At 72.4% G+C, this 23,181-nt stretch carries 18 protein-coding genes; 10 read left to right on the top strand and 8 right to left on the bottom strand.

Features of this window, described 5'->3' with window-relative positions:
* Positions 1 to 76: 76 nt before the first annotated feature.
* A complete protein-coding gene (locus tag ACODT5_RS31255; RefSeq protein ID WP_422522484.1) occupies positions 77 to 637 on the bottom strand; it encodes a CGNR zinc finger domain-containing protein in 561 nt (186 codons plus the stop codon).
* Between the two features lie 119 nt (positions 638 to 756).
* Here ACODT5_RS31255 and ACODT5_RS31250 point away from each other — a divergent pair, with 119 nt between their 5' ends.
* Together ACODT5_RS31250 and ACODT5_RS31245 are read left to right on the top strand one after the other, a co-directional pair.
* On the top strand, positions 757 to 1,215 hold the full coding sequence (locus ACODT5_RS31250; RefSeq protein ID WP_422522483.1) for a VOC family protein: 459 nt from the start codon (positions 757 to 759) through the stop codon (positions 1,213 to 1,215).
* Entirely contained in the window at positions 1,215 to 2,093 is an 879-nt protein-coding gene (locus ACODT5_RS31245; RefSeq protein WP_422522482.1) for a pyridoxamine 5'-phosphate oxidase family protein, read from the top strand. Before ACODT5_RS31250 ends, ACODT5_RS31245 begins: the two co-directional genes overlap by 1 nt.
* Before the next feature lie 5 nt (positions 2,094 to 2,098).
* Here ACODT5_RS31245 and ACODT5_RS31240 read toward each other — a convergent pair whose 3' ends face one another.
* The gene (locus ACODT5_RS31240) at positions 2,099 to 3,058 is read right to left on the bottom strand and encodes a hypothetical protein (RefSeq protein WP_422522481.1); all 960 of its coding nucleotides are present in this window, start codon (positions 3,056 to 3,058) and stop codon (positions 2,099 to 2,101) included.
* A gap of 308 nt (positions 3,059 to 3,366) precedes the next feature.
* Positions 3,367 to 5,922: an aminopeptidase N gene (gene pepN / locus ACODT5_RS31235; protein WP_422522480.1), complete on the bottom strand. Its 2,556-nt coding sequence runs from the start codon at positions 5,920 to 5,922 to the stop codon at positions 3,367 to 3,369.
* A gap of 111 nt (positions 5,923 to 6,033) precedes the next feature.
* On the opposite strand from pepN, the gene ACODT5_RS31230 reads away from it, so the two are divergent.
* On the top strand, positions 6,034 to 6,681 hold the full coding sequence (locus ACODT5_RS31230; protein ID WP_422522479.1) for a mycothiol-dependent nitroreductase Rv2466c family protein: 648 nt from the start codon (positions 6,034 to 6,036) through the stop codon (positions 6,679 to 6,681).
* A 50-nt stretch (positions 6,682 to 6,731) separates the two neighbouring features.
* A complete protein-coding gene (locus ACODT5_RS31225; protein WP_422522478.1) occupies positions 6,732 to 6,926 on the top strand; it encodes a hypothetical protein in 195 nt (64 codons plus the stop codon).
* Positions 6,927 to 7,447: 521 nt separating this feature from the next.
* On the opposite strand, the gene ACODT5_RS31220 is transcribed toward ACODT5_RS31225, so the two are convergent.
* The 3 genes from ACODT5_RS31220 to ACODT5_RS31210 form a co-directional block, all read right to left on the bottom strand.
* Positions 7,448 to 8,104, bottom strand: a complete 657-nt coding sequence (locus tag ACODT5_RS31220; protein ID WP_422522477.1) for a superoxide dismutase — start codon at positions 8,102 to 8,104, stop codon at positions 7,448 to 7,450.
* A 167-nt stretch (positions 8,105 to 8,271) separates the two neighbouring features.
* Complete coding sequence (locus tag ACODT5_RS31215; protein WP_422522476.1) at positions 8,272 to 9,681, bottom strand: amino acid permease; 1,410 nt, start codon at positions 9,679 to 9,681, stop codon at positions 8,272 to 8,274.
* 145 nt (positions 9,682 to 9,826) lie between these two features.
* Positions 9,827 to 11,266 carry an amino acid permease gene (locus ACODT5_RS31210; RefSeq protein ID WP_422522475.1) on the bottom strand — a complete coding sequence of 480 codons (1,440 nt, stop codon included), beginning with the start codon at positions 11,264 to 11,266 and terminating at the stop codon, positions 9,827 to 9,829.
* 284 nt (positions 11,267 to 11,550) lie between these two features.
* Here ACODT5_RS31210 and ACODT5_RS31205 point away from each other — a divergent pair, with 284 nt between their 5' ends.
* Positions 11,551 to 12,132 (top strand): biotin transporter BioY, encoded by a 582-nt coding sequence (locus ACODT5_RS31205; protein WP_422522474.1) that lies wholly within the window; start codon positions 11,551 to 11,553, stop codon positions 12,130 to 12,132.
* An 88-nt stretch (positions 12,133 to 12,220) separates the two neighbouring features.
* On the opposite strand, the gene ACODT5_RS31200 is transcribed toward ACODT5_RS31205, so the two are convergent.
* A complete protein-coding gene (locus tag ACODT5_RS31200; protein WP_422522473.1) occupies positions 12,221 to 13,660 on the bottom strand; it encodes an amino acid permease in 1,440 nt (479 codons plus the stop codon).
* A gap of 220 nt (positions 13,661 to 13,880) precedes the next feature.
* Between ACODT5_RS31200 and ACODT5_RS31195 the strand changes: the two genes are divergently transcribed.
* Both ACODT5_RS31195 and ACODT5_RS31190 read left to right on the top strand, forming a co-directional pair.
* Complete coding sequence (locus tag ACODT5_RS31195; protein ID WP_385368828.1) at positions 13,881 to 14,366, top strand: ribose-5-phosphate isomerase; 486 nt, start codon at positions 13,881 to 13,883, stop codon at positions 14,364 to 14,366.
* Positions 14,367 to 14,504: 138 nt separating this feature from the next.
* Complete coding sequence (locus tag ACODT5_RS31190) at positions 14,505 to 15,311, top strand: Fpg/Nei family DNA glycosylase (protein WP_422522472.1); 807 nt, start codon at positions 14,505 to 14,507, stop codon at positions 15,309 to 15,311.
* Between the two features lie 31 nt (positions 15,312 to 15,342).
* On the opposite strand, the gene ACODT5_RS31185 is transcribed toward ACODT5_RS31190, so the two are convergent.
* Positions 15,343 to 16,569: a GNAT family N-acetyltransferase gene (locus ACODT5_RS31185; protein WP_422522471.1), complete on the bottom strand. Its 1,227-nt coding sequence runs from the start codon at positions 16,567 to 16,569 to the stop codon at positions 15,343 to 15,345.
* Between the two features lie 118 nt (positions 16,570 to 16,687).
* Between ACODT5_RS31185 and ACODT5_RS31180 the strand changes: the two genes are divergently transcribed.
* The 3 genes from ACODT5_RS31180 to ACODT5_RS31170 all read left to right on the top strand — a co-directional run bounded on the left by ACODT5_RS31180 (position 16,688) and on the right by ACODT5_RS31170 (position 22,930).
* On the top strand, positions 16,688 to 17,833 hold the full coding sequence (locus tag ACODT5_RS31180) for a SpoIIE family protein phosphatase (RefSeq protein ID WP_422522470.1): 1,146 nt from the start codon (positions 16,688 to 16,690) through the stop codon (positions 17,831 to 17,833).
* A 1,603-nt stretch (positions 17,834 to 19,436) separates the two neighbouring features.
* Entirely contained in the window at positions 19,437 to 20,477 is a 1,041-nt protein-coding gene (locus ACODT5_RS31175) for an ATP-binding cassette domain-containing protein (RefSeq protein WP_422522469.1), read from the top strand.
* The gene (locus ACODT5_RS31170) at positions 20,477 to 22,930 is read left to right on the top strand and encodes an FtsX-like permease family protein (RefSeq protein WP_422522468.1); all 2,454 of its coding nucleotides are present in this window, start codon (positions 20,477 to 20,479) and stop codon (positions 22,928 to 22,930) included. Before ACODT5_RS31175 ends, ACODT5_RS31170 begins: the two co-directional genes overlap by 1 nt.
* Positions 22,931 to 23,181 lie beyond the last annotated feature (251 nt).

The raw sequence follows: 23,181 nt of genomic DNA, 5'->3' as shown, positions 1-23,181 counted from the left end.
TTTGTAGATTTCCCGACCGTGCGTCAGGGGTGGGACGGGCCCCGGTCTCGGATCGGGTGTGACAACTTCAGGGCGTTCAGCGCTCGCGCGTGCGCGCGTAGTGGCGGGAGGCTTTCGCCCGGTTTCCGCATGCCGACATCGAGCACCAGCGCCGGGTGCCGTTGCGCGAGGTGTCGTGGAAGCGCAGCACGCAGGTTTCGGAGGCGCACTTGCGGATCCGGTCGGGGTCGGAGCCCAGCAGGTCCAGGTAGTCGCGGGCGGCCGTCCAGGCCGGACCCCAGGTCGGGTCGTCGAACTCGGTCCGCTCGCCGGGCCCTTCGGCGGTCAGGGTGGCCCGGATCCGCCCGTGCTCCAGGACGGCGTCGACCAGGGTGCGGGCGCTCTCGTCGGAGGGGTCCGCGACCGCGCGGGCCAGGGACTCGCGGGCGGTGAGCAGGTGGACCAGGGTCGAGGCGTCGGCGCGGAAGCGGCCGGCCAGTCCCGTGCTCTCCAGCCAGAGGGCGAGCCCTTCGACGCGGGTGAGCCCGAAGGCCCCCGCGAAGAGGTCGACGCTTTCGCCGTCCTGGACCCAGCGGGTGTTCAGCAGGTCCAGGGCCACCGGTTCCCCGGTCAGGGGTCGTGGGTCCGCCGTCGTCATGTCCGCCTCCTCGTGGCACTAACCCCTCAAGAGTACGTGAGCGGTTGACTCCCTCGCCTCTAACCGCTAATCTCGATTTAGAGGGTTAGAAATTACGTAGTTCTGGGGAAGGAACCGTTGTGACGACCGTCATCAGCAAGCTGCGCACCGGCCACGTGGGCCTGAACGTCACCGATCTCGACCGGTCGCTCGCCTTCTACCGCGACGGCCTCGGCTTCGAGCTGCTCGGCGAGGGCAAGGAGGAGGACCGGCGCTTCGCCTTCCTCGGCCAGGACGGCGAGCTCGTGCTGACCTTGTGGCAGCAGGCCGGCGGGGCCTACGCACCCGGCGCGGCCGGACTGCACCACCTCGCGCTCTCCGCGGACGCCATCGAGGAGGTCAGGGAGTACGAGGAGCGGCTGCGCGGCCTGGGCGTCGACTTCGCCTACGAAGGGGTCGTCCCCCACGGCGAGGGGGCGGCCTCGGGCGGGATCTTCTTCCACGACCCCGACGGGACCCGTCTGGAGATCTCCGTGCCGAGCGGCGCCGAAGGCGCCGAGGCTCCCACCACAGGGGCCCCGACCTGCGGGTTCTTCTAATGTCCGGGTACCACTGGGGCTCGCTGGCCATCCAGGAAAGGGTCGGCGTCAGGGAGCACGCCGTGCACGTCGGCCAGTCCATCAGCCCGCACATCAAGACCGTGGCGGCGGCCTTCCTGGGGCTGCAGCCGCACCTGGTCGTCGGCGCGGCCGATTCCGGAGGTCTGCTCTGGGCCTCACTGCTGACCGGCGCCCCCGGCTTCGTACGGGCCACCGGGCCGGACCGGATCGCGGTCAAGGGGGGAATCCCCGAGGGCGATCCGCTCGCCGAGGCGCTGGCCACCGCCGGCACCCGGGTCGGGACCATCTCCCTCGACCCGCGCACCCGGCGCCGGATGCGGCTGGGCGGAACCCTGGAGGTGACCGCGGGCGGATTCGCCCTGGCGGCCGAACGGGTCTTCGCCAACTGCCCCAAGTACCTCCAGAAGCGGCAGCCTGTCCAGCTCGTCGCCGAAGGAGCCGGTGTCGTGCGGCGCGGGGACGCGCTCACCCCCGACCAGGAACGGGCCGTCCGCGCCGCCGACACCTTCTTCGTCGCCACCTCCGCGGGGGCGGACGGGGCCGACGCGAGCCACCGGGGCGGAATGCCGGGCTTCGTCGAGGTGCTGTCCCCGACCGAACTGGCCTGGCCGGACTACGCGGGCAACGCGATGTTCCTGACGCTGGGGAACCTGCTGGCGGACCCGCGGGCCGGGCTGCTGTTCCCCGACTGGGAGAGCGGCGCGCTGCTCCAGCTCAGCGGGCGGGCGGAGCCCGAGTTCGGGGCGGGCGGGGAGCGGCGGGTCCGCTTCCGGGTCGAGTCGGTGGTGGAGAGCGTGCACCCGGGGCGGCTGGTGTGGAGCGCGCCGGAGTACTCGCCGGCGAATCCGCCGCCGTAGGGCGCTCACCTGGGCAGGACCACGAGGTAGGCGGCGGGCTCGCGGTCGGCGGACGCCGTCAGGGCGGTCCGTACGACCGCCGCCTGCTGCTCGGGCCAGTCGCGGAGCTTGCGCGGGGTGATGTGCAGGACGGTGATTCCGCACCGCTCCAGGGTCTCCCGCTTGCGGACGGACTCCGACCAGGCCTCGTCCTCGCCCTGGCGCGGGGCCCGGGTGTCGATCTCCACGGCCACCGCCTGCTCCGGCCAGTAGGCGTCGACCCCGCCGAGGTGCGGGCCGCCGGGGAGCCGCAGGTCCACGTTCCAGACCGGCTCGGGGAGCTCGTAGCCCCGTACGAGCTGGTACAGGCGGTCCTCGGCGATGGCCCGGCCCTCGGCGAGCAGCGACTCGACGGCGTCCACCACGTGCGGGCGGTTCAGCAGCCGGGCCACCGTCAGCTCCCGCACCACGGCGGCCGGTTCGCAGTGCCCGCCGCGGACGGCTTCGCTGAGCAGGCGGCGGACCGTACCGGCGTCGGAGAGGTGGGCGACGGCGTCGGCGACGGCGCGGGCCACGGGGGCGACGGGCAGCCCGGTGACCTCCACCGGCCGGGGCGGGGTGTGCGTCCGGACGATGCGGACCTGTCCGGCGGAGCGCAGCCGGCGGGTGTTCGGGACGAGCACGTCGATCTGGGGGAGGCCGAGCAGGGCGGGGGCGGAGGAGAACCGGTACAGGGCGAGGGCGGCCAGCCCGGTGATCATGACCTCGTCCCCGCGGCGCCCCGCGTAGAGCAGCGCCGCGTGCAGCCGCTCCTCGCTGGTCGCGGTACCTGCGTGCAGCAGGAACACCCCCGGCAGGATCTGCTGCCAGGACCGCTCGGCGGCGTCGGAGGCGGTGACCCCGTGCTCCCGGAGCTGGGCCAGCGACAGCACGCGGGGGCGGTTGTCGGTGAGGTGGGCGAGGGGGAGGGGTGCGTTGTGGTTCATGACGCTGAGATTCCCTCAGGCCATGGCCTCGCTAACCCCTGTTACACATTCGTCGGCAAATCGGGACAAGGCGGGGCTAAAGTACGGGCGTTCGACTGCCGATGAGCTGCGCAGCGAATCCCCCTCCACCTGGGACTCCGCCCCAGACCCCGCGCCTCAAACGCCGGCGGGGCTGAATCCTTTTGCCGGCGTCGGCCCGCACCTGAACGCCGGCCGGGCGAACAATCAGCCTCGCCGGCGTTTGAGGCGCGGGTCTGGGCAGAGCCCAGGGAACGGGGGAAGGGCGGGTAGGGGACAGCCCCGCAGGGCTAACCCGCCGCCACGTCGCAGGCCTGCGCCCGCAGCGCCCGCGCCAGGTCGTCACGGGACTCCAGCACCAGGCGTCGCAGCGCTGGAGCCGCATCCGCATGCGCCGAAAGCCACGCGTCAGTCGCGGACAGGGTCTCCTGGGAGTCCTGCAGCGACGGGTACAGCCCCCTCACCACGTCCATGCCGATCTGGATCGACCGGTCGGCCCAGATCCGCTCGATCACGGCGAAGTAGGGCTCCGCGTAGGGCGCCAACAGCCCCCGCTGCGAAGACTGCTGCATCCCCGCGATCGTCGCCTCGACCAGCGCGTTCGACAGCGCGTCCGACTCCACCACCGCGGCCCACGCCTGGTCCTTGACCGCCGCCGACGGCCGCGCCGCCAGGCACCGCACCTGGTGCCGCTTGCCCGAAGCAGTGTCGTCCCGCGTCAGTTCCGACGCGAGGAGCTCCTCGCCGATCGCCCCGTGGGCGGCCAGCGGCAGCAGGAAGTCCCAGCGCAGCTCCTGGTCCACCTCCAGCCCGTCGATCCGCGCCGATCCCTCCAGCAGCCCCAGCAGCAGCTGGAAGTCGCCCTCGGTGGCCGCGCACGCCGCGAAGAAGCGGGCCCAGGTGAGCTGGTGCTCCGACCCCGGCTCCGCGAACCGCAGTTCCTGCAGCGCGCACGCCGCCAGCACCTTGCCGCCCTGCTCCCGCCAGTCGGGCGCCGCGTAGCGGGTGACCGCGGTCTGCACCTGCACGTGCAGCATCTGGAGCACGCCGACGTCGGTCTCCCGGCCCGCGTGGGCGACGACGAGCGAGACGAAGTCCCGCGCCGGCATCAATCCGTCGCGCGTCAGGTTCCACAGCGCCGACCAGCACAGCGCGCGGCTCAGCGGGTCCGCCACCGAGCCCAGGTGCGAGCGCAGCGCGGCCAGCGAGGCCTCGTCGAAGCGGATCTTGCAGTACGTCAGGTCCTCGTCGTTGACGAGCACCAGGGCGGGCTTGTCCTGCCCCGCCAGCTCGCCGATGACCGTCCGGGCCCCCGCGACGTCCGCCTCGGCCCGCGCGTAGCGCACCAGCGCGCCGTCCGGGTCCAGCCGGTACAGGCCCACCGCGACCCGGTGCGGGCGCAGCTCGTCGCCGTCCTGGACCACCGCCAGCTCGGTCACCCGGCCGCCCGCGTCGCAGGTCACCACCGGGGTCAGCGCGTTCACGCCGGCCGTCTGGAGCCAGGCCCGCGACCACTCGGCCATGTCCCGCCCGGAGACCTCGGCGAGCACCGACAGCAGGTCGTCCAGGGTGGTGTTCCCGTAGGCGTTCGCCTTGAAGTAGCGCCGCGCGCCCTCCAGGAAGGCGTCCCGTCCCACGTACGCCACGAGCTGCTTGAGCACCGCCGCGCCCTTGGCGTAGGTGATGCCGTCGAAGTTCAGCTTCGCGTCCTCCAGGTCACGGATGTCGGCCGTGATGGGGTGCGTGGACGGCAGCTGGTCGGCCCGGTAGGCCCACGCCTTGCGGCTGTTGGCGAAGGTGACCCATGCCTGGTCGAAGCGGGTGGCCTCGACCAGCGCGAAGGAGCCCATGAAGTCCGCGAAGGACTCCTTCAGCCACAGGTCGTCCCACCACTTCATGGTGACCAGGTCGCCGAACCACATGTGGGCCATCTCGTGCAGGATCGTGTTCGAGCGCCGCTCGTACGAGGCCTGCGTGACCTTCCCGCGGAAGATGTACTCCTCCCGGAAGGTCACCATCCCCGGGTTCTCCATGGCGCCCAGGTTGTACTCCGGCACGAAGGCCTGGTCGTACTTCCCGAAGGGGTACGGGTAGTCGAAGATCTCGTGGAAGAGGTCGAAGCCCTGCTTCGTGACGAGGAACACGTCGTCCGCGTCGAAGTGCTTCGCCAGCCCCTTGCGGCAGATCGCGCCGAGCGGGATCGTCAGGTCCCCGCGCGTGTAGGAGTCCGTGACGTAGTGGTACGGCCCCGCCACCACGCAGGTGATGTACGTGGAGATCGGCGCGGTCTCGGCGAAGCGCCGGGTCTGCCCCTCGCGGGACTCCTCGACCCCGTTGCTCCAGACGTGCCAGCCCTCGGGCGCGGTCACCTCGAAGCGGTACGGGGCCTTGAGGTCGGGCTGCTCGAAGTTCGCGTACACCCGCCGGGCGTCGGCCGGCTCGTACTGGGTGTAGAGGTAGACCTCGCCGTCCTCCGGGTCCACGAAGCGGTGCATGCCCTCGCCGGTCCGGCTGTACGCGCAGTCGGCGTCGACCACGAGCACGTTCTCGGAGGCCAGGTCGTCCAGGGCGATCCGCGCGCCGTCGAAGACGGCGGCCGGGTCCAGCGCGCGCCCGTTGAGGGTCACGCCGTTCACCTTGGGCGCGATGAGGTCCGCGAAGCTCGAAGCTCCCGGAGCGGCGGCGCGGAAGCGGACGGTGGTCACCGAGCGGAACGTCCTGGGGCCCTCGGCCGGTTCGGCCTCGTCCACCGCGGACCTCAAGTCGAGGACCACCTCGTACCCGTCGACGGACAGCAGCTCGGCCCGCTCGCGGGCCTCGTCACGGGACAGATTCTCTCCGGGCACGTGCACTCCTTCGTGCGTGATCGCGATACCTGACCGAATCCTCCCACGGGGGAATGCGCGTGCGGTCGGAGCGGTTGGGCAGGCAGGAACGTTCCGAATAAGAGGAGAGACATGGCTGACACCCAGGTGCGCGAGAAGACCCCCGTCGACTTCTGGTTCGATCCGCTCTGCCCCTGGGCCTGGATGACGTCCCGCTGGATGCTGGAAGTCGAGAAGGTCCGTGACGTGGAGGTCCGCTGGCACGTGATGAGCCTCGCGGTCCTCAACGAGAACAAGCTCGACGAACTGCCCGAGATCTACCGCGAACTGCTCGGCCCCAAGGGCTGGGCCCCCGTGCGCGTGGTCGTCGCCGCCCAGCAGAAGTTCGGCGACGAGGTCACCGGCAAGCTCTACACCGCCCTCGGCACCCGCTTCCACAACGAGGGCCAGGGCCCGACGCGCGAGGCGATCGCCGACGCGCTGAACGAGGTGGGCCTGCCCGCCGAGCTGATCCACTACGCGGACTCCGACGAGTACGACGAGGTCCTGCGCGACTCGCACAACGACGGTATAAACCGGGTCGGCCAGGAGGTCGGCACCCCGGTCATCTCCGTGCCCGGCGCCGGCGGCGAAGAGGTCGCCTTCTTCGGTCCGGTCGTCACCCCCGCCCCGCGCGGCGAGGCCGCGGCCCGCCTCTGGGACGGCACCCTGCTCGTCGCCTCCACCCCGGGCTTCTACGAGATCAAGCGCACCCGCACGCAGGGCCCGATCTTCGACTAGCCCGACCGGTCCGACTAGCAGGGGTCCGGTTCCTTCCTTAACGTCCCTCTATGGGGATCAGTCCGACACGCGAGGAACCGCTCGGCCGCAGCGGCGGCCGGGCGGAGCCCGCGATACCGAACGACAATGCCGCGCACGCAGGCCTGCCCGCACGCCCCCGAGACCGGGTGCTGCGGGCAGCTTGCGTGGTGGTGCCCCCGCTGTGGACGGCCCTGGGGCTGCGGCGCATCCCCAGCTGTCCGTGAGGCCGGGTGGGTGGCGCGGCTGCCGGTGATGCCGCCCTTCAGGCGGGGGGTAAGGCATTCTCGAACCCGAGCCGCGCAGGGGCGGTTTGCGCTACGCTCAGATCCGGCATCGGCGACAACCAAGCTGATACCACCCAGCAGTACGGCCGCCGGATCGGCGGTTGCAGGGCGTGGAGCCTTAGCCGTTGGGCAGGCTGTGAAGCGTCAACCACCCAGCGAGCTGCACATCGGCCCGACTGGGAGTCTGCTCCACAAGCGGGGCAGAGGAGATCGACGCTTCCAGGTGCACAACGCTGGAACCTCCATTACGGGGAGTCCGAGTTCGGTCCCCATTCGCGCGCAAGGCCCGGCTCCACGAGCCGGGCCTGGCCGGCGACTTCACGGCTGGTCGGCGAGGCCGACCGTCTGGTGGACGCAGAAGACCCCCGCGAGTCACGTCCTCACGGGGGTCTACTGGTGGACACGCCCGCAAGCGAAGGTTGAGAAGACGATCACGAGGCGGGCGGGCTGGGTGGCGCCGGTCAGCCCTTGACGGGGATCAGCAGCGGGGTGTTCGCCTTGGCGTCGGCGTAGCGCCGGGCCACGTCGCGCCAGTTGACGACGTTCCACATCGCCTCGATGAAGTCCACCTTCTGGTTCTTGTACTGAAGGTAGAAGGCGTGCTCCCAGGCGTCGAACACGAGGACCGGGGTACTGGCGATGCCGACATTGCCCTGGTGGTCGTAGATCTGCTCGACGATCAGGCGGCCGCTGACGGGCTCGTACGCGAGCACGCCCCAGCCGGAGCCCTGGGTCGCGGAGGACGCGAAGGTCAGCTGCTTCTTGAACTTCGCGAAGGAGCCGAAGGATTCGGCGATCGCGTCGGCCAGCTCGCCCAGGCCGTCGGCGGCGGTGGGCTCGCCGCCGCCCTCGCCGGTCTTCGGGCTGGCCATGTTGTGCCAGTAGATGCTGTGCAGGATGTGGCCGGAGAGGTGGAAGGCCAGGTTCTTCTCCAGGCCGTTCAGCGCGCCCCAGTTCTCCTTGTCGCGCGCCTCCGCCAGCTGCTCCAGCGTGTTGTTGGCGCCCGTGACGTAGGCCGCGTGGTGCTTGTCGTGGTGCAGCTCGATGATCTGCGGGTTGATCACCGGCTCGAGAGCCGCGTAGTCGTAAGGAAGCTCAGGAAGCGTGTAAATGGCCATGCGTGTGTCCGGTCCCCTCGGCGTGCCAACTGCTTATTGCAATCAATGCGCAATTGCACGGTAGCAGCACCTGATCATGGACGGGGGCAAGGGGTCCGGGTACGGCGAAGGCGCGCCCCGTGCCTTCGCACGGGACGCGCCTGTGGTCCTCGGGGCGGGCGGGCCGGTCAGGCCCTGGCCGCCGCCCGGCGCTGGATGACGTAGCCGGTGACGGCCAGGGCCACGGTCAGGCCGCCGGTGAAGGCGAGCTGGATCCGGGTGTCGTCGCCCATGGCCATCAGGACCAGGACCCCGGCGAGCCCGGCCAGCGCGACCCAGGTCAGATAGGGGAAGCCCCACATCTTCACGGTCAGCTTCTCGGGGGCCTCGCGCTCCATGCGGCGCCGCAGCACGAACTGCGAGACGGCGATGAAGCCCCAGACGACGAGGATGACTCCGCCGACCATGTTCAGCAGCCAGGCGAAGAGGGTGTCCGGGTACCAGTACGACAGCAGCACGGTGACGAAGCCGAAGCCGGAGGAGGCCAGCACCGCCCGGCGCGGCACCCGGCCGGAGACCTTGCCCAGCGCCTTGGGGCCCTGGCCGCGGGAGACCAGGGAGTAGGCCATGCGGGAGGAGCCGTAGATGTTCGCGTTCATCGCGGACAGCAGGGCGATCAGGATGACCACGTTCATGACCTGGCCGGCGTGCGGGATGCCCAGGTGGTCCAGGGTGGCCGCGTACGGGCCCGCGGTGGTGACCGCCGGGTCGTTCCACGGCAGCAGCGTGACGATGACCAGCATCGAGCCGACGTAGACGATGGCGATCCGCCACATGGTGGTCTTCACGGCCTTGGCGACGCCCCGGACCGGGTTGTCGGACTCGGCGGCCGCGATGGTCACCGTCTCCAGACCGCCGTACGCGACCACGGAGGCGAGCAGGCCGACCAGCAGTCCGTCCACGCCGTTGGGAAGGAAGCCGCCGTCGTGCAGCAGTTTGGCGGTGCCGGGGGAGCCGGTGCCGGGCAGTACGCCCAGGACGGCCAGCACGCCCAGGCCCAGGAAGAGGCCGATCGCGCCGATCTTCAGGGCGGCGAACCAGAACTCGAACTCGCCGAAGTTGGAGACGGCGGCCAGGTTGGAGCCGCAGAACATCGCCATGAAGACCAGGACCCACATCCACGAGGGGGTGCCCGGGAACCAGCCCGTCATGATGTGCGCCGCACCGATGGCCTCGATGGCCACGCCCACGCACAGCAGGGTCCAGAACATCCAGCCGGCGGTGAAACCGGCCCAGGGGCCGATGGCCCTCTCCGCGTGCACCGAGAAGGAGCCGGAGGCGGGGTTCGCGGCGGACATCTCGCCGAGCATCCGCATCACGAACATCACGAGCAGCCCGGAAGCGGCGTACGCGAGCACGATCGAGGGACCGGCGGCCGCGATGCCGGCGCCGGAGCCGACGAAGAGGCCCGCGCCGATGACCCCGCCGAGGGCGATCATCGAGAGGTGGCGCTGCTTGAGTCCGTTGCCGAGGGGCGATCCCGCTTCGGGCCGTGCCGGGATCTGCTGCTCAGGGGGTGTGATGGTGCTCTGGCTCATGGGGGCCAGTTTGCCGATCGTCCGATAATCGGACGTCTTATGTCCATCATACGGACACCCGTTTCACCCGACGTGATCGTCCGCCCGCACGGCAGAAGGGGCCCGGGACCGAAGTCCCGGGCCCGTTCCGTCACCCCGCGGAAGGTCAGGGCCTCTTGGCCCGGGTCTCGCGACCCTCCCGGCCCGACCGGGCCTCCCGGATCCACGCCACCACCAGCACCGCGGCCGCGGCCCCCGTGGACCACAGCAGCTGAGGCCGCGCCGAATCGTCGAACAGCATCAGGACCAGCACCGTGGCCATCCCGATCAGGGCCGCCCACGTCGCGTACGGAAACAGCCACATCGGCAGCGTCAGCCGCTCCGGCATGTCCCGCTCGATCTTCGCGCGCAGCTTCAGCTGCGAGACCGCGATCAGGGCCCACACGAAGATCAGTACCGCGCCGACCGCGTTGAGCATGTAGAGGAAGATCGTGTCCGGCCACAGCAGGTTCAGCACGACCGAGAAGAAGCCGAAGGCCACCGACGCGAAGACGGCCCGGCGCGGCACCCCGCTTCCCGACACCTTCAGCAGGGACCTCGGCGCCTCGCCCCGCTCCGCGAGCGAGAACACCATGCGCGAGGACCCGTACAGGTTCGCGTTGAGCGCCGACAGCAGGGCCACGAAGATAACGACGTCCATGATCTGGCCGGCGTGCGCGATGCCGATCGAGTCGAGGACGGCCACGTACGGGCTCTGGCCCGGCGTCAGCGAGTCCCACGGCAGCAGGGTCACGATGACCAGCATCGAGCCGACGTAGAAGAAGAGGATGCGCCACACGGCGCTGCGCACCGCGCGGGACACCGAGCGGGCCGGGTCGTCCGACTCGGCGGCCGCGATCGTGACGACCTCCAGGCCGCCGAAGGCGAAGACGACGGCCAGCATGCCGGCCACCACGCCGCTCGCGCCGTTGGGGAAGAAGCCGCCCTGGCCGGTCAGGTTGGCCATGCCGACCGGGTCGCCAGAGTAATGGGACGCCGGGGGCAGCAGGCCGAAGACGGCCAGCGTGCCGAGGATCAGGAACAGCACGATCGCGCCGACCTTGAGGGCCGCGAACCAGAACTCGAACTCGCCGAAGTTCCGCACGGCGGCCAGGTTGCAGACGGTGAAGACCACCATGAAGACGAGCACCCAGACCCACTGGTCCACCGAGGGCAGCCAGCCGTTCGCGATCTTCGCCGCGGCGGTGGCCTCCACCGCCAGCACCACGACCAGCAGGAACCAGTACAGCCAGCCGGCCGAGAAGCCCGCCCAGCGGCCGAGCGCCTTCTCCGCGTAGACGGAGAAGGAGCCGGAGGCGGGCATCGCCGCCGACATCTCGCCGAGCGCCCGCATCACCAGCATCGCGAGGATGCCCGCGAGCAGGTACGAGCAGATGATCGCGGGACCGGCGATGGTGATGCCGGCGCCGGAGCCGACGAACAGCCCGGCGCCGATCACGCCGCCGAGGCCCAGCATGGTCAGGTGGCGCTGCTTGAGGCTGTGGCTCAGGGGCTCCGGTGGGAGTTCGTCCGTGGTGCCGGGAGGGGCGGACGGGAGGTCGCGCATGAGGGGTGCTCGTACTCTCTAAGGCCTGGCGGCGGTGGGGGCTCCGCGACAGTTGGAGGGACCCTACAGTCTCTCCGGAGAGCGCCCATCCGTGCAAAACGGACGTGCTGTCGGTCGTCGCCCGTGACGCGGATCACTGCAACACGGGCGTGGGGCAGGGTCTTTGTGCACTCCCCACCAAACCGGGGAGTACGGCTTTGTCCCGGGCAGCCCTGATGCGACCCCGGACCCGGGACTAACGTCGGTGATCGTCCCTGTCGACCCCACCTCCCGCGGAGTCCCCGATGAGCACTGCTTCCGTCTCCTTCCGCCCCGGCGCCGTCCTCGCCGACCTGCTGCCCGCGAGCCGCGTCCGCGACATCGCGCTCGTGGCCGGCGGAGCCGCGCTCACCGGCCTGGCCGCGCAGATCGCCGTGCCCGTCCCCGGCTCCCCGGTCCCCGTCACCGGCCAGACCTTCGCGGCCCTCCTGGTCGGGACCGCCTTCGGGGCCCGCCGCGGCTTCCTCGCGCTGGCCCTCTACGCGGTCGTCGGCATGGCAGGCGTGCCGTGGTTCGCGGGCGGCAGCTCCGGCGCGGGCGGCGCCTCCTTCGGCTACGTGCTCGGCATGCTGCTCGCCGCCACCGTCGTCGGCGCCCTCGCGCGCCGCGGCGCCGACCGCTCGGTGCCGCGTACGGCGGGCACGATGGTGCTGGGCTCCGCGGTCATCTACGCCGTCGGCGTCCCCTACCTCGCGCTGTCCACCGGGATGTCCTTCGGCGCGGCCGTCGCGGCAGGGCTGACGCCCTTCCTGATCGGCGACGCGCTCAAGGCGGCGCTGGCGATGGGCCTGCTGCCGGCCGCCTGGAAGCTCCTCGGCCGCGCGTGAGCGCCCGTACTCCACAGGCTCCACCCGCTTCACACGGCAGCCCCGGACCGCGCAGTGCGGTCCGGGGCTGCCGTCGTTCGCGGAGCGACTACGCGGAGGCCTTCAGAGCGGCCTTGCGGCGCAGGTCCCGCACCACGCCGACGGCGATCACCACGGCCGCGACCAGCAGCGACAGCAGGACGGTCTCGCGGTTGTCCTTGTCGTAGACCATGTAGCCGAGGACGAAGGTGATCATCGCGGCGGTGGCCCAGGTCAGGTACGGGAAGAACCACATCTTCACCGTCACCTTCTCCGGGGCCTCGCGCATGAGGATCCCGCGCATCCGCAGCTGGGTCAGGCAGATGACCAGCCACACGAACAGCGCGATCGCACCCGAGGCGTTCAGCAGGAAGCTGAAGACCGTGTCCTTGAAGGCGTAGTTGAAGTAGACGGCGACGAAGCCGAAGACGACCGAGCCCAGGATGGCGGCCACCGGCACGCCCCGCTTGTTCACCTTGGCGAAGGCCTTCGGGGCGTCACCGCGCTCGCCCAGCGAGAAGGCCATGCGGGAGGCGGTGTAGAGGCCCGAGTTCAGGCAGGACAGCACGGCCGTCAGGACGATCACGTTCATGATCTGGCCGGCGTGCGCGATGCCGATCGAGTCCAGGGCGGCGACGTACGAGCCCTTGTCGACGATCGACTCGTCGTTCCACGGCAGCAGCGTCAGCACGATGAAGATCGAGCCCAAGTAGAAGACGCCGATGCGCCAGATCACCGAGTTGGTGGCCTTGGTGACCGCGCGCCGCGGGTCCTCGGACTCGCCGGCGGCCAGCGTGACGATCTCGCTGCCCATGAAGGAGAAGACGACCATCAGCACACCGGTGAGGACCGAGCCCCAGCCGTTCGGCATGAAGCCGCCCGTGTCGGTGAGGTGGGCGAAGCCCGCGCCCGGGTTGTCCGAGCCAGGCAGCACGCCGAAGACGGCCAGCATGCCGATGATCACGAAGCCGCCGATGGCGACCACCTTGATGCCGGCGAACCAGAACTCGAACTCGCCGTACGAGGCGACCGAGCCGAGGTTGGTGACCGTCAGCACGGCCATCACGATCAGCGCCCAGGCCCACTGCGGGACGGCCGGGACCCAGCTTTCGAGGATGACGGCGCCGGCGGTGGCCTCCACGGCCAGGACGACGACCCAGAAGAACCAGTACAGCCAGCCGATGGAGAAACCGGCCCAGCGGCCGAGCGCCCGGTCGGCGTACGCGGAGAAGGAGCCGGAGTTCGGGCTGGCGGCGGCCATCTCGCCCAGCATCCGCATCACGAAGACGACCATCGCGCCGACCAGCGCGTAGGACAGCAGGATGGCGGGACCGGTCTTGGCGATACCGCCGCCGGAGCCGACGAAGAGCCCGGCGCCGATGACGCCGCCGATGGCGATCATGGACAGGTGGCGGTTCTTGAGACCGGCCTTCAGGCCGTCGGAGGGCTTGCCTTCACCGGGATCGCCGGTGGGGGAGCCTTCCTTCTGAAGGGTCGTCGTGGAGCTCATGAACGGATCCTTAGGTTCTCGGGTGGCGAGCCCCGGCATTCAAACCTGAGATGAACGCAGGGCGGAAGACCCCAATCCGGATCGTTGCTTCGGGGCGAACGTCCAGGACCTTGGTCCCGCGGTGTCCCATCTGCGTTCTTTGGGTTTACTTGAGCTTTAGAAGTGACTTACGCGACACCCCGCGGCGGGCCCCCGGCCCGGCTCGTGCCACACTCGGACCATGCGCGTGTACCTCGGATCCGACCATGCCGGCTTTGAGCTCAAGAACCACCTGGTGGACTGGCTCAAGAACAACGGCCACGAGCCCGTCGACTGCGGGCCCCACATCTATGACGCGGTGGACGACTACCCGCCGTTCTGCCTGCGCGCCGCGGAGAAGACCGCCGCGGACGCCGACAGCCTCGGCATCGTCATCGGCGGCTCCGGCAACGGCGAGCAGATCGCCGCGAACAAGGTCAAGGGCATCCGCGCCATCCTCGCGTGGAGCGTCCAGACCGCCGAGCTCGGCCGTGAGCACAACAACGCCAACGTCATCTCCGTCGGCGGCCGGATGCACACCCAGGACGAGGTCGTCAGCTTCATCGACGCGTTCCTGAAGACCCCGTACTCCGACGAGGAGCGCCACACCCGCCGGATCGACATGCTCTCCGCCTACGAGGCCACCGGCGAGCTCCCCCCGATCCCGGCCCACCACCCGCAGGGCTGATCCCGCGTCCGGCCGTGCCGCCCCCGGGGTGGCACGGCCGGTTTTTCATGTCCCGGTTCTTCCTGTTCCGGTTTTCCTGTCCTGGTTTCCCTGTCCTGGTTTTCCTGTCCCGGTCGTTCGTTCGCGAGGAGTACCGCCGTGCCCGAGGGGCATACGATCCACCGCCTCGCCGAGGACCACACCGAGCGCTTCGCCGCCCGGCCGGTCCGGGTGAGCAGTCCGCAGGGCCGCTTCGCCGAGAGCGCGGCCCTGCTCGACGGCCGCGAGCTGGAATCCGCCGAGGCGCACGGCAAGCACCTGTTTCTCGAACTCGGCGACGCCTGGATCCACATCCACCTCGGCCTCTTCGGGAAGCTCGGCTTCGGCCCCGCCCCGGCCCCGCCGGCCACCGAAACGGTCCGGCTCCGGCTGCTCAACGAGGACCACTACGCCGACCTGCGCGGCCCCACCGCGTGCGCGCTCATCGACGAGGGCGAGAAGAAGGCGATACACGACCGCCTCGGCCCCGATCCGCTGCGGGCGGGCGACGACCCGGACCGCGCCTGGGCCCGCATCTCCCGCTCCCGCACCACCGTGGCCGCCCTGCTCATGGACCAGAAGATCGTCTCGGGCGTGGGCAACGTCTACCGCGCCGAGGTCCTCTTCCGGCACGGCATCGACCCCTACCGGCTCGGCAAGGACCTGACCCGCCGCGAGTGGGACGCGATCTGGGCCGACCTCGTCCTGCTCATGCGCGAGGGCGTGCGCAACAACCGCATCGACACCGTCCGCGACGAGCACCTGCCCGAGGCCATGGGCCGCCCGCCGAGGGTGGACGACCACGGCGGCGAGGTGTACGTCTATCGCAGGGCCGACATGCCCTGCCACATCTGCGGGGGCGAGATCCGCACCGCCGGTCTCGCCGCCCGCAACCTCTTCTGGTGCCCGGGCTGCCAGGCCCGCTAGGCGGTCCCTCCCGGAACCCGGCCGGCCCCGGCTAGAACCCGTGCGGCAGCCAAGGGGCCACGTCTCGGCGGGAGGCGCGGGCCAGGGATCCCGCGCGGAGTTCGCGCACCAGGCCGGCCGCGGCCAGCGTGTTCAGGGCGACCCCGCCCAGGTATGCGGCGCCGAGCTCCCGCACCGTCAGCTCCAGGTCGGCCGGGTCCTCCGTACGGGTACAGACCGCGGCCCCGTCCGCGCCGACGGCGAGCCGCCAGCGCCCCGCGTTCCACGGGCAGAACGCGTCCTCGACCTCCAGCACCACGTCCAGCGGAGCCCCGTACGCCCGCGCGGCCAGCGCCGCCGGCAGGTCCACGAGCCGTACGTGCAGGGAGTCGCGCAGCCGCACCTGTGTCCGGCGCACATCGGTGACCAGGTGCAGCAGCGCATCGTCCGCCGGCCGCTTGACGGCCCGTACGGTCCAGGTCAGGTCGATGGAGCACACGTAGCGCCACAGCGCCGCGTACGCCGCCGGATCGAGCGCGTCGAGGTCCGCCACGTCCACCCGGCCGTCCGAGCCCGTCAGGTCCCACTCGGGCTTGACCCGGTACCGGGCGTACCCGACCACCTCGCCGTCCGCCCGCTCGGCGACCACGCACTTCAGGGGAGAGGCGCCGTTCCTCGTCGCCTCCGGGTCGAGCAGCGCCTGCAGCTCCCAGCCCGGCTGCCGGGCCGGCATCCCGGGACGGCCCGCGACCAGCGCCGCGTAGACCCGCTCGCAGTCGGCCAGTGCCTTGCGCGGATCGACCAGCCGCAGCCGTACGCCGTCGGTCCCCGGCGGCACGGAGAGCCGTACGCGGGTCTTGTCGATCTCCACGGACATCGAGTACGCGGCGGTGCCGTAGCCGAAGCGCCCGTAGATCGCCGGATCCGAGGCCGTCAGCACGGCGATCGGTTCACCACCCGCCCGGACCTCGTCCAACTGGCGCCGCATCAGCGAGCTCAGCACACCCCGCCTGCGGTGCGTGGGGGAGACGCCCACCATCGTGACCCCGGCGGCGGGGACGAGCGCACCGCCCGGCACCGAAAGCCGGAAGGAGAACGCCCCCGCCGTGCCCACGCAGGTCCCGCCGTCCCAGACGCCGAGGGACCGCTCCGTCTCCGTCAGCGACCGGTAGAGCTCCCGCTCCTCCGGGGATTCGGGCACTCCGCCGAAAGCCAGTTCCAGCTGGTCGTACCAGACATCCCACTCATCGGCCTGCAATACGCGCGTCTCAAGAGGCATACGGCCATCCCTATCAGGGCAATCCGCCCCGGGGCGATCTCTTTTCGGTTGCCGATGGGCCCATCTCAGGGGGTACCCCCTGCGCGCGCACAGCCAGGATGGATAGGGTCCCGAAGCAATGGCCGGAGCACACGTGGAGTCCCTCCTGGCCCGGTCCCGCATGACGTGGCACCGGGCGCGCACAGCGCTGCGCAAATCCGCCGTCGACTACTTCCGCGGCGACGCCTCCGACTGGCTGGCCTTCGGCGGCCTGCTCCTGACCATCCCGGCCATCGCCTGCGGCACGCTGATGCTGCCCGTGTGGTTCTCGCCCGCTGCCCTCGTCCTGCCGATCGTGGCCGGAGGCCTCCTCCTCCGCCCCGCCAGCCTGCTCGCCCTGTACGGGGCCTCCGCGGCCGCGCTCATCGTCGAGGCCCTCGTCCTCGGCCCGTACACCCAGGGCCCGGCCCGGGTCACCCCCGGCACCGTCCTGGTCGTCGCGGCCTGCGGCTTCTTCGGCCTGGTCATCGCCCAGTTCCGCAGCCGTGTCGGCGTGCCCTGGCGACGCGGCGGCACCATGCTCTTCGACCTGCGCGAACGCATCCGGGTCCAGAGCAAGCTGCCCCCGCTGCCGCGCGGCTGGCACCGGGAGATGGCCCTGCGCCCGGCCGGCGGCCAGTCCTTCTCCGGCGACTTCGTCGTCGCCGCCCGCACGAACGGCGGCCGCACCCTGGAGATCGTCCTCACCGACGTCTCCGGCAAGGGCATGGAAGCGGGCTCCCGCGCCCTCCTCCTCTCGGGCGCCTTCGGCGGCCTCCTCGGAGCGCTCCCCCCACACGGCTTCCTGCCCGCCGCCAACGGCTACCTCCTCCGCCAGGACTGGGACGAGGGCTTCGCCACCTCCATCCACCTCGTCCTGGACCTGGAGACCGGCGACTACGAACTCCTCTCCGCCGGCCACCTGCCCGCCCTCCAGCTCTCCGCGGGCACCGGCCGCTGGCAGGAGATGACCGGCGAGGGCCCGCTCCTCGGCGTCTACGACGGCGCCGAGTTCACCCCCGCCCGCGGCAACCTCCGCCCCGGCGACGTCCTGATGCTCTTCACCGACGGCCTGGTCGAAACGGCCGACCGCGACATCAGCGAGGGCATCGACCGCCTCACCGGCGAGGCCGACCGCTACGTCGCCGCCGGCTGGGAGGGCGCGACCTGGCACCTCATCGAAAAGGTGGCCAAGGACGTCAACGACGACAGGGCCCTCCTCCTGATCCGCCGCCATTCCTTTTAACGCGGTACCCGCACCACTCGGCCCTGACGGGCCTCCCAGGCTTCGCACCGCTGCGCCGGGCACCTTCTTGTTTGACGCGCGGCTCGCGCGGTGCGGCCCTTTGGGGGCCTTACCGGCTTCGCACCGCTGTGCCGGGCACCTCTTTGACGCGCCGCTCGCGCGGTGCGGCCCTGGCGGGCCTTACCGGCTTCGCCGCGCTGCGCCGGGCACCTTTTCGACGCGCCGCTCGCGCGGTGCGGCCCTGGCGGGCCTTACCGGCTTCGCCGCGCTGCGCCGGGCACCTTCTTGACGCGCCGCTCGCGCGGTGCGGCCCTGGCGGGCCTTACCGGCTTCGCCGCGCTGCGCCGGACTCCGTCCGGCGGTGGCTGGTCGGTGCCGCCGCCACTGCCGCCCCGGGGCGGGGCCGGTGGGCGGGTGCGGGTGGTCGTGCCCTGCGGGGCGAGGTCCCCTACCCGCCCTTCGCCCGTTCCCCGGGGCTGCACCCCGGACCCGCCGCGGCCCCTCCCGCACCCGGGTGAGTCCCTGCGGATCCGGTGCGGCTTCTCCCGGACCCGGGTGCGTCCCTGTGGATCCGGTGCGGCTTCTCCCGGACCCGGGTGCGTCCCTGTGGATCTGGTGGGGCCTTTCCCGGACTCGGGGGAGTCCCCGTGGATCCGGTGCGGCCTTTCCCGGAGTCGGGTGAGTCCCTGTGGGTCCGGTGCGGCTTCCCCCGGACTGGTGCGTCCCCGCGGACCCGGGGCCGCCTCCCGGGCGCGATGCGGCCCCCGGACCCGATGCCACGTGCGGTGCCGTTGCCGGGCGCAGCCCGCGGCCCCCGCGCCTCGGATGCTGCAGGGCCGGCATCCGCCATTTCCAGCCTCGCCGGCGTTTGAGGCGCGGGGTCTGGGGCGGAGCCCCAGGGGGTCCGGGCGCAGCCCGGGGAACGGTGGAAGGGCGGGTAGGGGACAGCCCCCCGCAGGGCCCCGCAGCCCCGCCCCAAGCTGTGGCCAGCCCCTGCCCGGTGCCCGCGCGGGCCCCACCCGATGCCCGCCTCGGTACCTGCCGGGTGCCCGAGGCGGCATCCGCCCGCTGCCAGGGTCGGTACCTGCCCGATACCCGTGTCGGCAGCTGCCCGGCGCTAGGGCCGGCCCTGCCCGGTGCCCGCGTCGCCCCTGCCCGGTGCCCGCGCGGGCCCCACCCGATGCCCGCCTCGGTACCTGCCGGGTGCCCGAGGCGGCATCCGCCCGCTGCCAGGGTCGGTACCTGCCCGATACCCGTGTCGGCAGCTGCCCGGCGCTAGGGCCGGCCCTGCCCGGTGCCCGCGTCGCCCCTGCCCGGTGCCCGCGCGGGCCCCACCCGATGCCCGCCTCGGTACCCGCTGGTGCCTGCGTCGGCACCCGCCGGTGCCTGCGTTGGTACTTACCCGATACCCGTGTCGGCCCCCGCCAGTGCCTGAGTCGGCCCGCCCGGCGCCCGCGCTGGTACCCGCCCGCCCCGGCCGGTGGTCGGGTTACCCCCACCACCCGTCCGCCAGCTCCCGTCATGGTCCCGACCACCGCTCCCTCCGTAGCGTCGGAGACACGATCACCACCGGGTGGTCGACCGGCACGGAAGGCGGCACACCATGGGGCTCCGGCGCAGCAAGCGGCAGGCCGAGCAGCAGACGCAGCAGACGCAGCAGACGCAGCAGGCCGGGCAGCCGGGGCACACGGGCCAGCTGGGTCAGCCGGCCCACGCGGGCGAGCCGGGCCAGCCGGGTCAGCCGGGGCACTGGGGTCAACCGGGGCACGCGGGTCAGCCGGGCCACCGGGGCCAGCCGGGCCAGTCAGAGGCGGCCCACGAGGCCGCCCCCGCGGTCGAGCTCCGCTCGGTCCGCCGCCAGTACGGCCGCGGCGCCACCGCCGTACACGCCCTGCGCGGCATCGACCTGAGCCTCCCCCGTGGCAGCTTCACGGCAGTGATGGGCCCCTCCGGCTCCGGAAAGTCCACCTTCCTCCAGTGCGCCGCCGGCCTGGACCTCCCCACCGAGGGCTCCGTCCGACTGGGCGGCACCGAGATCACCGGCATGAACGAGAACGAGCTCACCGAACTCCGCCGCAGCCGCCTCGGCTTCGTCTTCCAGGCCTTCAACCTCCTCCCCTCCCTCACCGTCGAGCAGAACGTCCTGCTCCCCATGCGCCTGGCCGGCGGCACCGGCATGGGCATCGGCCGCAGCCGCAGCCGCACCGCGGCCCAGGGCCAGGCCCGCGCAGCCGACCTGCTCGCCCGCGTAGGCCTGGAGGGCAAGGGCCGCCGCCGCCCCGCCGAACTCTCCGGCGGCCAGCAGCAGCGCGTGGCCATCGCCCGCGCCCTGGTCACCCGGCCCGACGTGGTCTTCGCCGACGAGCCCACCGGCGCCCTCGACACCACCACCGCCACCGAGGTGCTCGGCCTGCTCCGCGACGCCGTGGACACCCTCGGCGCCACCGTCGTGATGGTCACCCACGACCCGGCTGCCGCCGCCCACGCCGACCAAGTGCTCTTCCTCGCCGACGGCCTCATCGCCGACCGCCTCCCGCGCGGTTCCGCCGCCACGATCGCCGCCCGCATGACGGCCCTGACCGCGCCCGCGCCCGCCGCGCCCGCCGCGCCCGCCGCGCCCCGATTCGCGGGAGCAGCCGCCTGATGCCGAAGCTCCGCCCCCGTTCCAACGGCCTGGCCCGCGCCGTGCTCCGGTTCCGGCCCGCCGCCTTCGCCGGCACCTTCGTCGCCCTGTTCCTGGCCGTAGCCATCGTCTCCGCCTGCGGGATCCTGCTGGAGACCGGTGCCCGCGCGAGCACCCCGCCGACGCGGTACGCCGGAGCCCCCGTCGTCGTCGCCGCCGATCAGCAGGCCCGCCTGCGGATGGGCCGCGGCGACGGCGCCTACGAGGTCGCAGCCCCGCTCCCGGACCGGGCGCGGGTGGACGCCGCCCTGCTGCAGCGGCTGGCTCCGCTGGGGCGGGCGGTGCCCGACGTGGTGTTCCCCGTACGGGACGGAGCGGGCCGCACGCTCGACGCCTCCGGCTGGGGCTCCACCGCCTTCAGCCCTGCGGAGCTCCGCGCGGGCCGCGCCCCGGCCGCCCCGGGCGAAGTCGTCCTGGGCGGGGCCGACGGCCCGGACCGGGTCCGGCTCGACACCCCCGCCGGACTCCGGGAGTTCCGCGTCGTCGGGCGCGCCGACCGGCCCGGGGCCTGGTTCGCCGACGCCGAGGCCCGCAGCCTGTCGGGACACCCCGACGCACTCGACGCCATCGTGCTGTTCGGGGCCGACGCGGCGCGGGCCCGGGCCGCCGTCGACGGCCGCGCCCAGGTACTGACCGGAGACGCCCGCGCCCTCGACGGGCGGCTCGCGGGGGCCCGGGAAGTGCTGACCGGCCTCGGTGGTTCCTTCGGCGGGATCGCGACGCTCGTCGCCGTCTTCACCGCCGCGGGCACCGTCGCCCTCTCCCTCGGGCAGCGCTCCCGCGAGTTCGCCCTGCTGCGCGCCGTCGGAGCCACCCCGCGCCAGATCCGCCGCACGGTCGCCACCGAAGCCCTGCTCGTGGCTCCGGTCGCGGGCGCGCTGGGCTGCGTACCCGGCATCGCGCTCGCGGCCTGGTGGTTCGGACAGCTCAAGGCGAAGGGCGCCGTCCCCGCCGAAATCGACCTCGTCGTCTCCTGGATCCCCCTGGTCAGCGCTGTCGGCCTGGCACTGGCAGCCGCCCTGATCGCCGGCTGGGCCGCATCCCGCCGACCCGCCCGCATCCGCCCCGGCCAGGCCCTCGCCGCGGCCGCCGTGGAACGGCTGCGACCCGGGTGGATCCGTACCCCGCTCGGCCTCGCCGCCCTGGCCGGCGGCACGGCCTGCGCGACCCTGGCCGCCGGCAGCAGCGGCCCGGACGCCGCCAACGCCGCACTCGGCGTCGTCATGCTCTTCATGCTCGCCGTCGCCCTGCTCGGCCCGCTGATCGCCCGCGCCTGCGCCGCCCTCGTCGGCCTCCCGCTGCGCGCGGCCGGCGCGCCCGGCGAGCTGGCCGCCGCCAACTCCCGTACGCACGCCCGCCGTCTCGCCTCCGCCATCACCCCGATCGTGCTCGCCATGGCCTTCTCCTCCACCCTGGTCTTCCTCCACACCAGCGAGGACCGGGCCGTCCGGCAGCAGCAGGAGGCGGGACTGCTGGCCGACCACGTCGTGCCCCTCGGCGGGTCCGACCCGCAGGGCGGCCCGGACCGCCCGGCTGTCGACGGGCCGGCCATCCACGGGTCGGCCGTCGACCGGGCGGCCGTCGACCGGGCCGTCGCGGCCGGGGCCGTCGCCCTCACCCGTACCTCCGTCCTCACCGTCGTCGGCTCCGGCGGCGACCGGACCTTCCACACCGCCTCCGCGCAGGGCGTCACCGGGGACGTCACCAAGGTCCAGGACCTGGGAGTCCGTACGGGTGACCTCTCCCGCCTCGCCCCCGGCACGGTCGCCATCGACCGCACCCTGGCCGAGGCAACCCACACCGGGACCGGCGACCGCATCGACCTGCGCCTGCCCGACGGAACCCGTGCCGCCCCCGAGATCGTGGCCGTCTACACCCGCGGCCTCGGCCTCGGCGAGGTCACCCTCCCCGCCGCCGACCTGGCCGGCCACACCACGGACGGCCGCCCCACGGAACTCCTGTTCCGCGGCCCGGCCCCCGAAGGCCTCGGCCCCGTGCTGTCGCCCGCCGCCTGGACCTCCGAGCAGAGCGCGGACCGGCAGCTCAACGCCTGGGCCAACACCACCATGGCGGCCGTCCTCGGCGGCTTCGCGGCCGTCGCCGCCGCCAACACCCTGGTCATGACCGTCCTGGACCGCCGCCGCGAACTGCACCTCCTCCGCCTGATCGGCTCCACCCGCCGCCAGATCCTGCGGATGCTCTGCTGGGAAGCCCTCCTGGTCAGCGGCGCGGGCATCGCCCTCGGCTCGGCGATAGCCCTGGCCACCCTGACCCCCCTGACAAAGGCGGTGACGGGCTCGCCCCCGTACATCCCGCCCCTCGTCTACGCCTCCTTCGCAGCAGCCGCCATCACCCTGACCCTGGCCGCCACAACCCTCCCGGCCCGCCGAGCCCTACACCCCGCCCGAACCTGACGCGCCACACGCCGACCGGCACGCGCAGAATCCGCCTCCCGCTTCAGCAGCCCGCACGCAAAGGCTGACGCCGGCCAAATCCAGCCTCGCCGGCGTTTGAGGCGCGGGTCCGGGCGGAGCCCGGGGAACGGCGGAAGGGCGGGTAGGGGACGAGCCCCGCAGGGCCACCCGCCCCACGCGCACCGACGCCGCGTACCCGTTCAGACCCACGAGGCGTCACCGTGTCCCCAACCGGCCCCGGGCAGTGGTCC

Origin of the sequence: Streptomyces tatrensis, from assembly GCF_049310065.1 — a bacterium.
In the GTDB taxonomy this organism is placed as follows: domain Bacteria; phylum Actinomycetota; class Actinomycetes; order Streptomycetales; family Streptomycetaceae; genus Streptomyces.
Note: the sequence above shows the minus strand (reverse complement) of the source record. Positions and strands in the feature narration are given on the sequence as shown.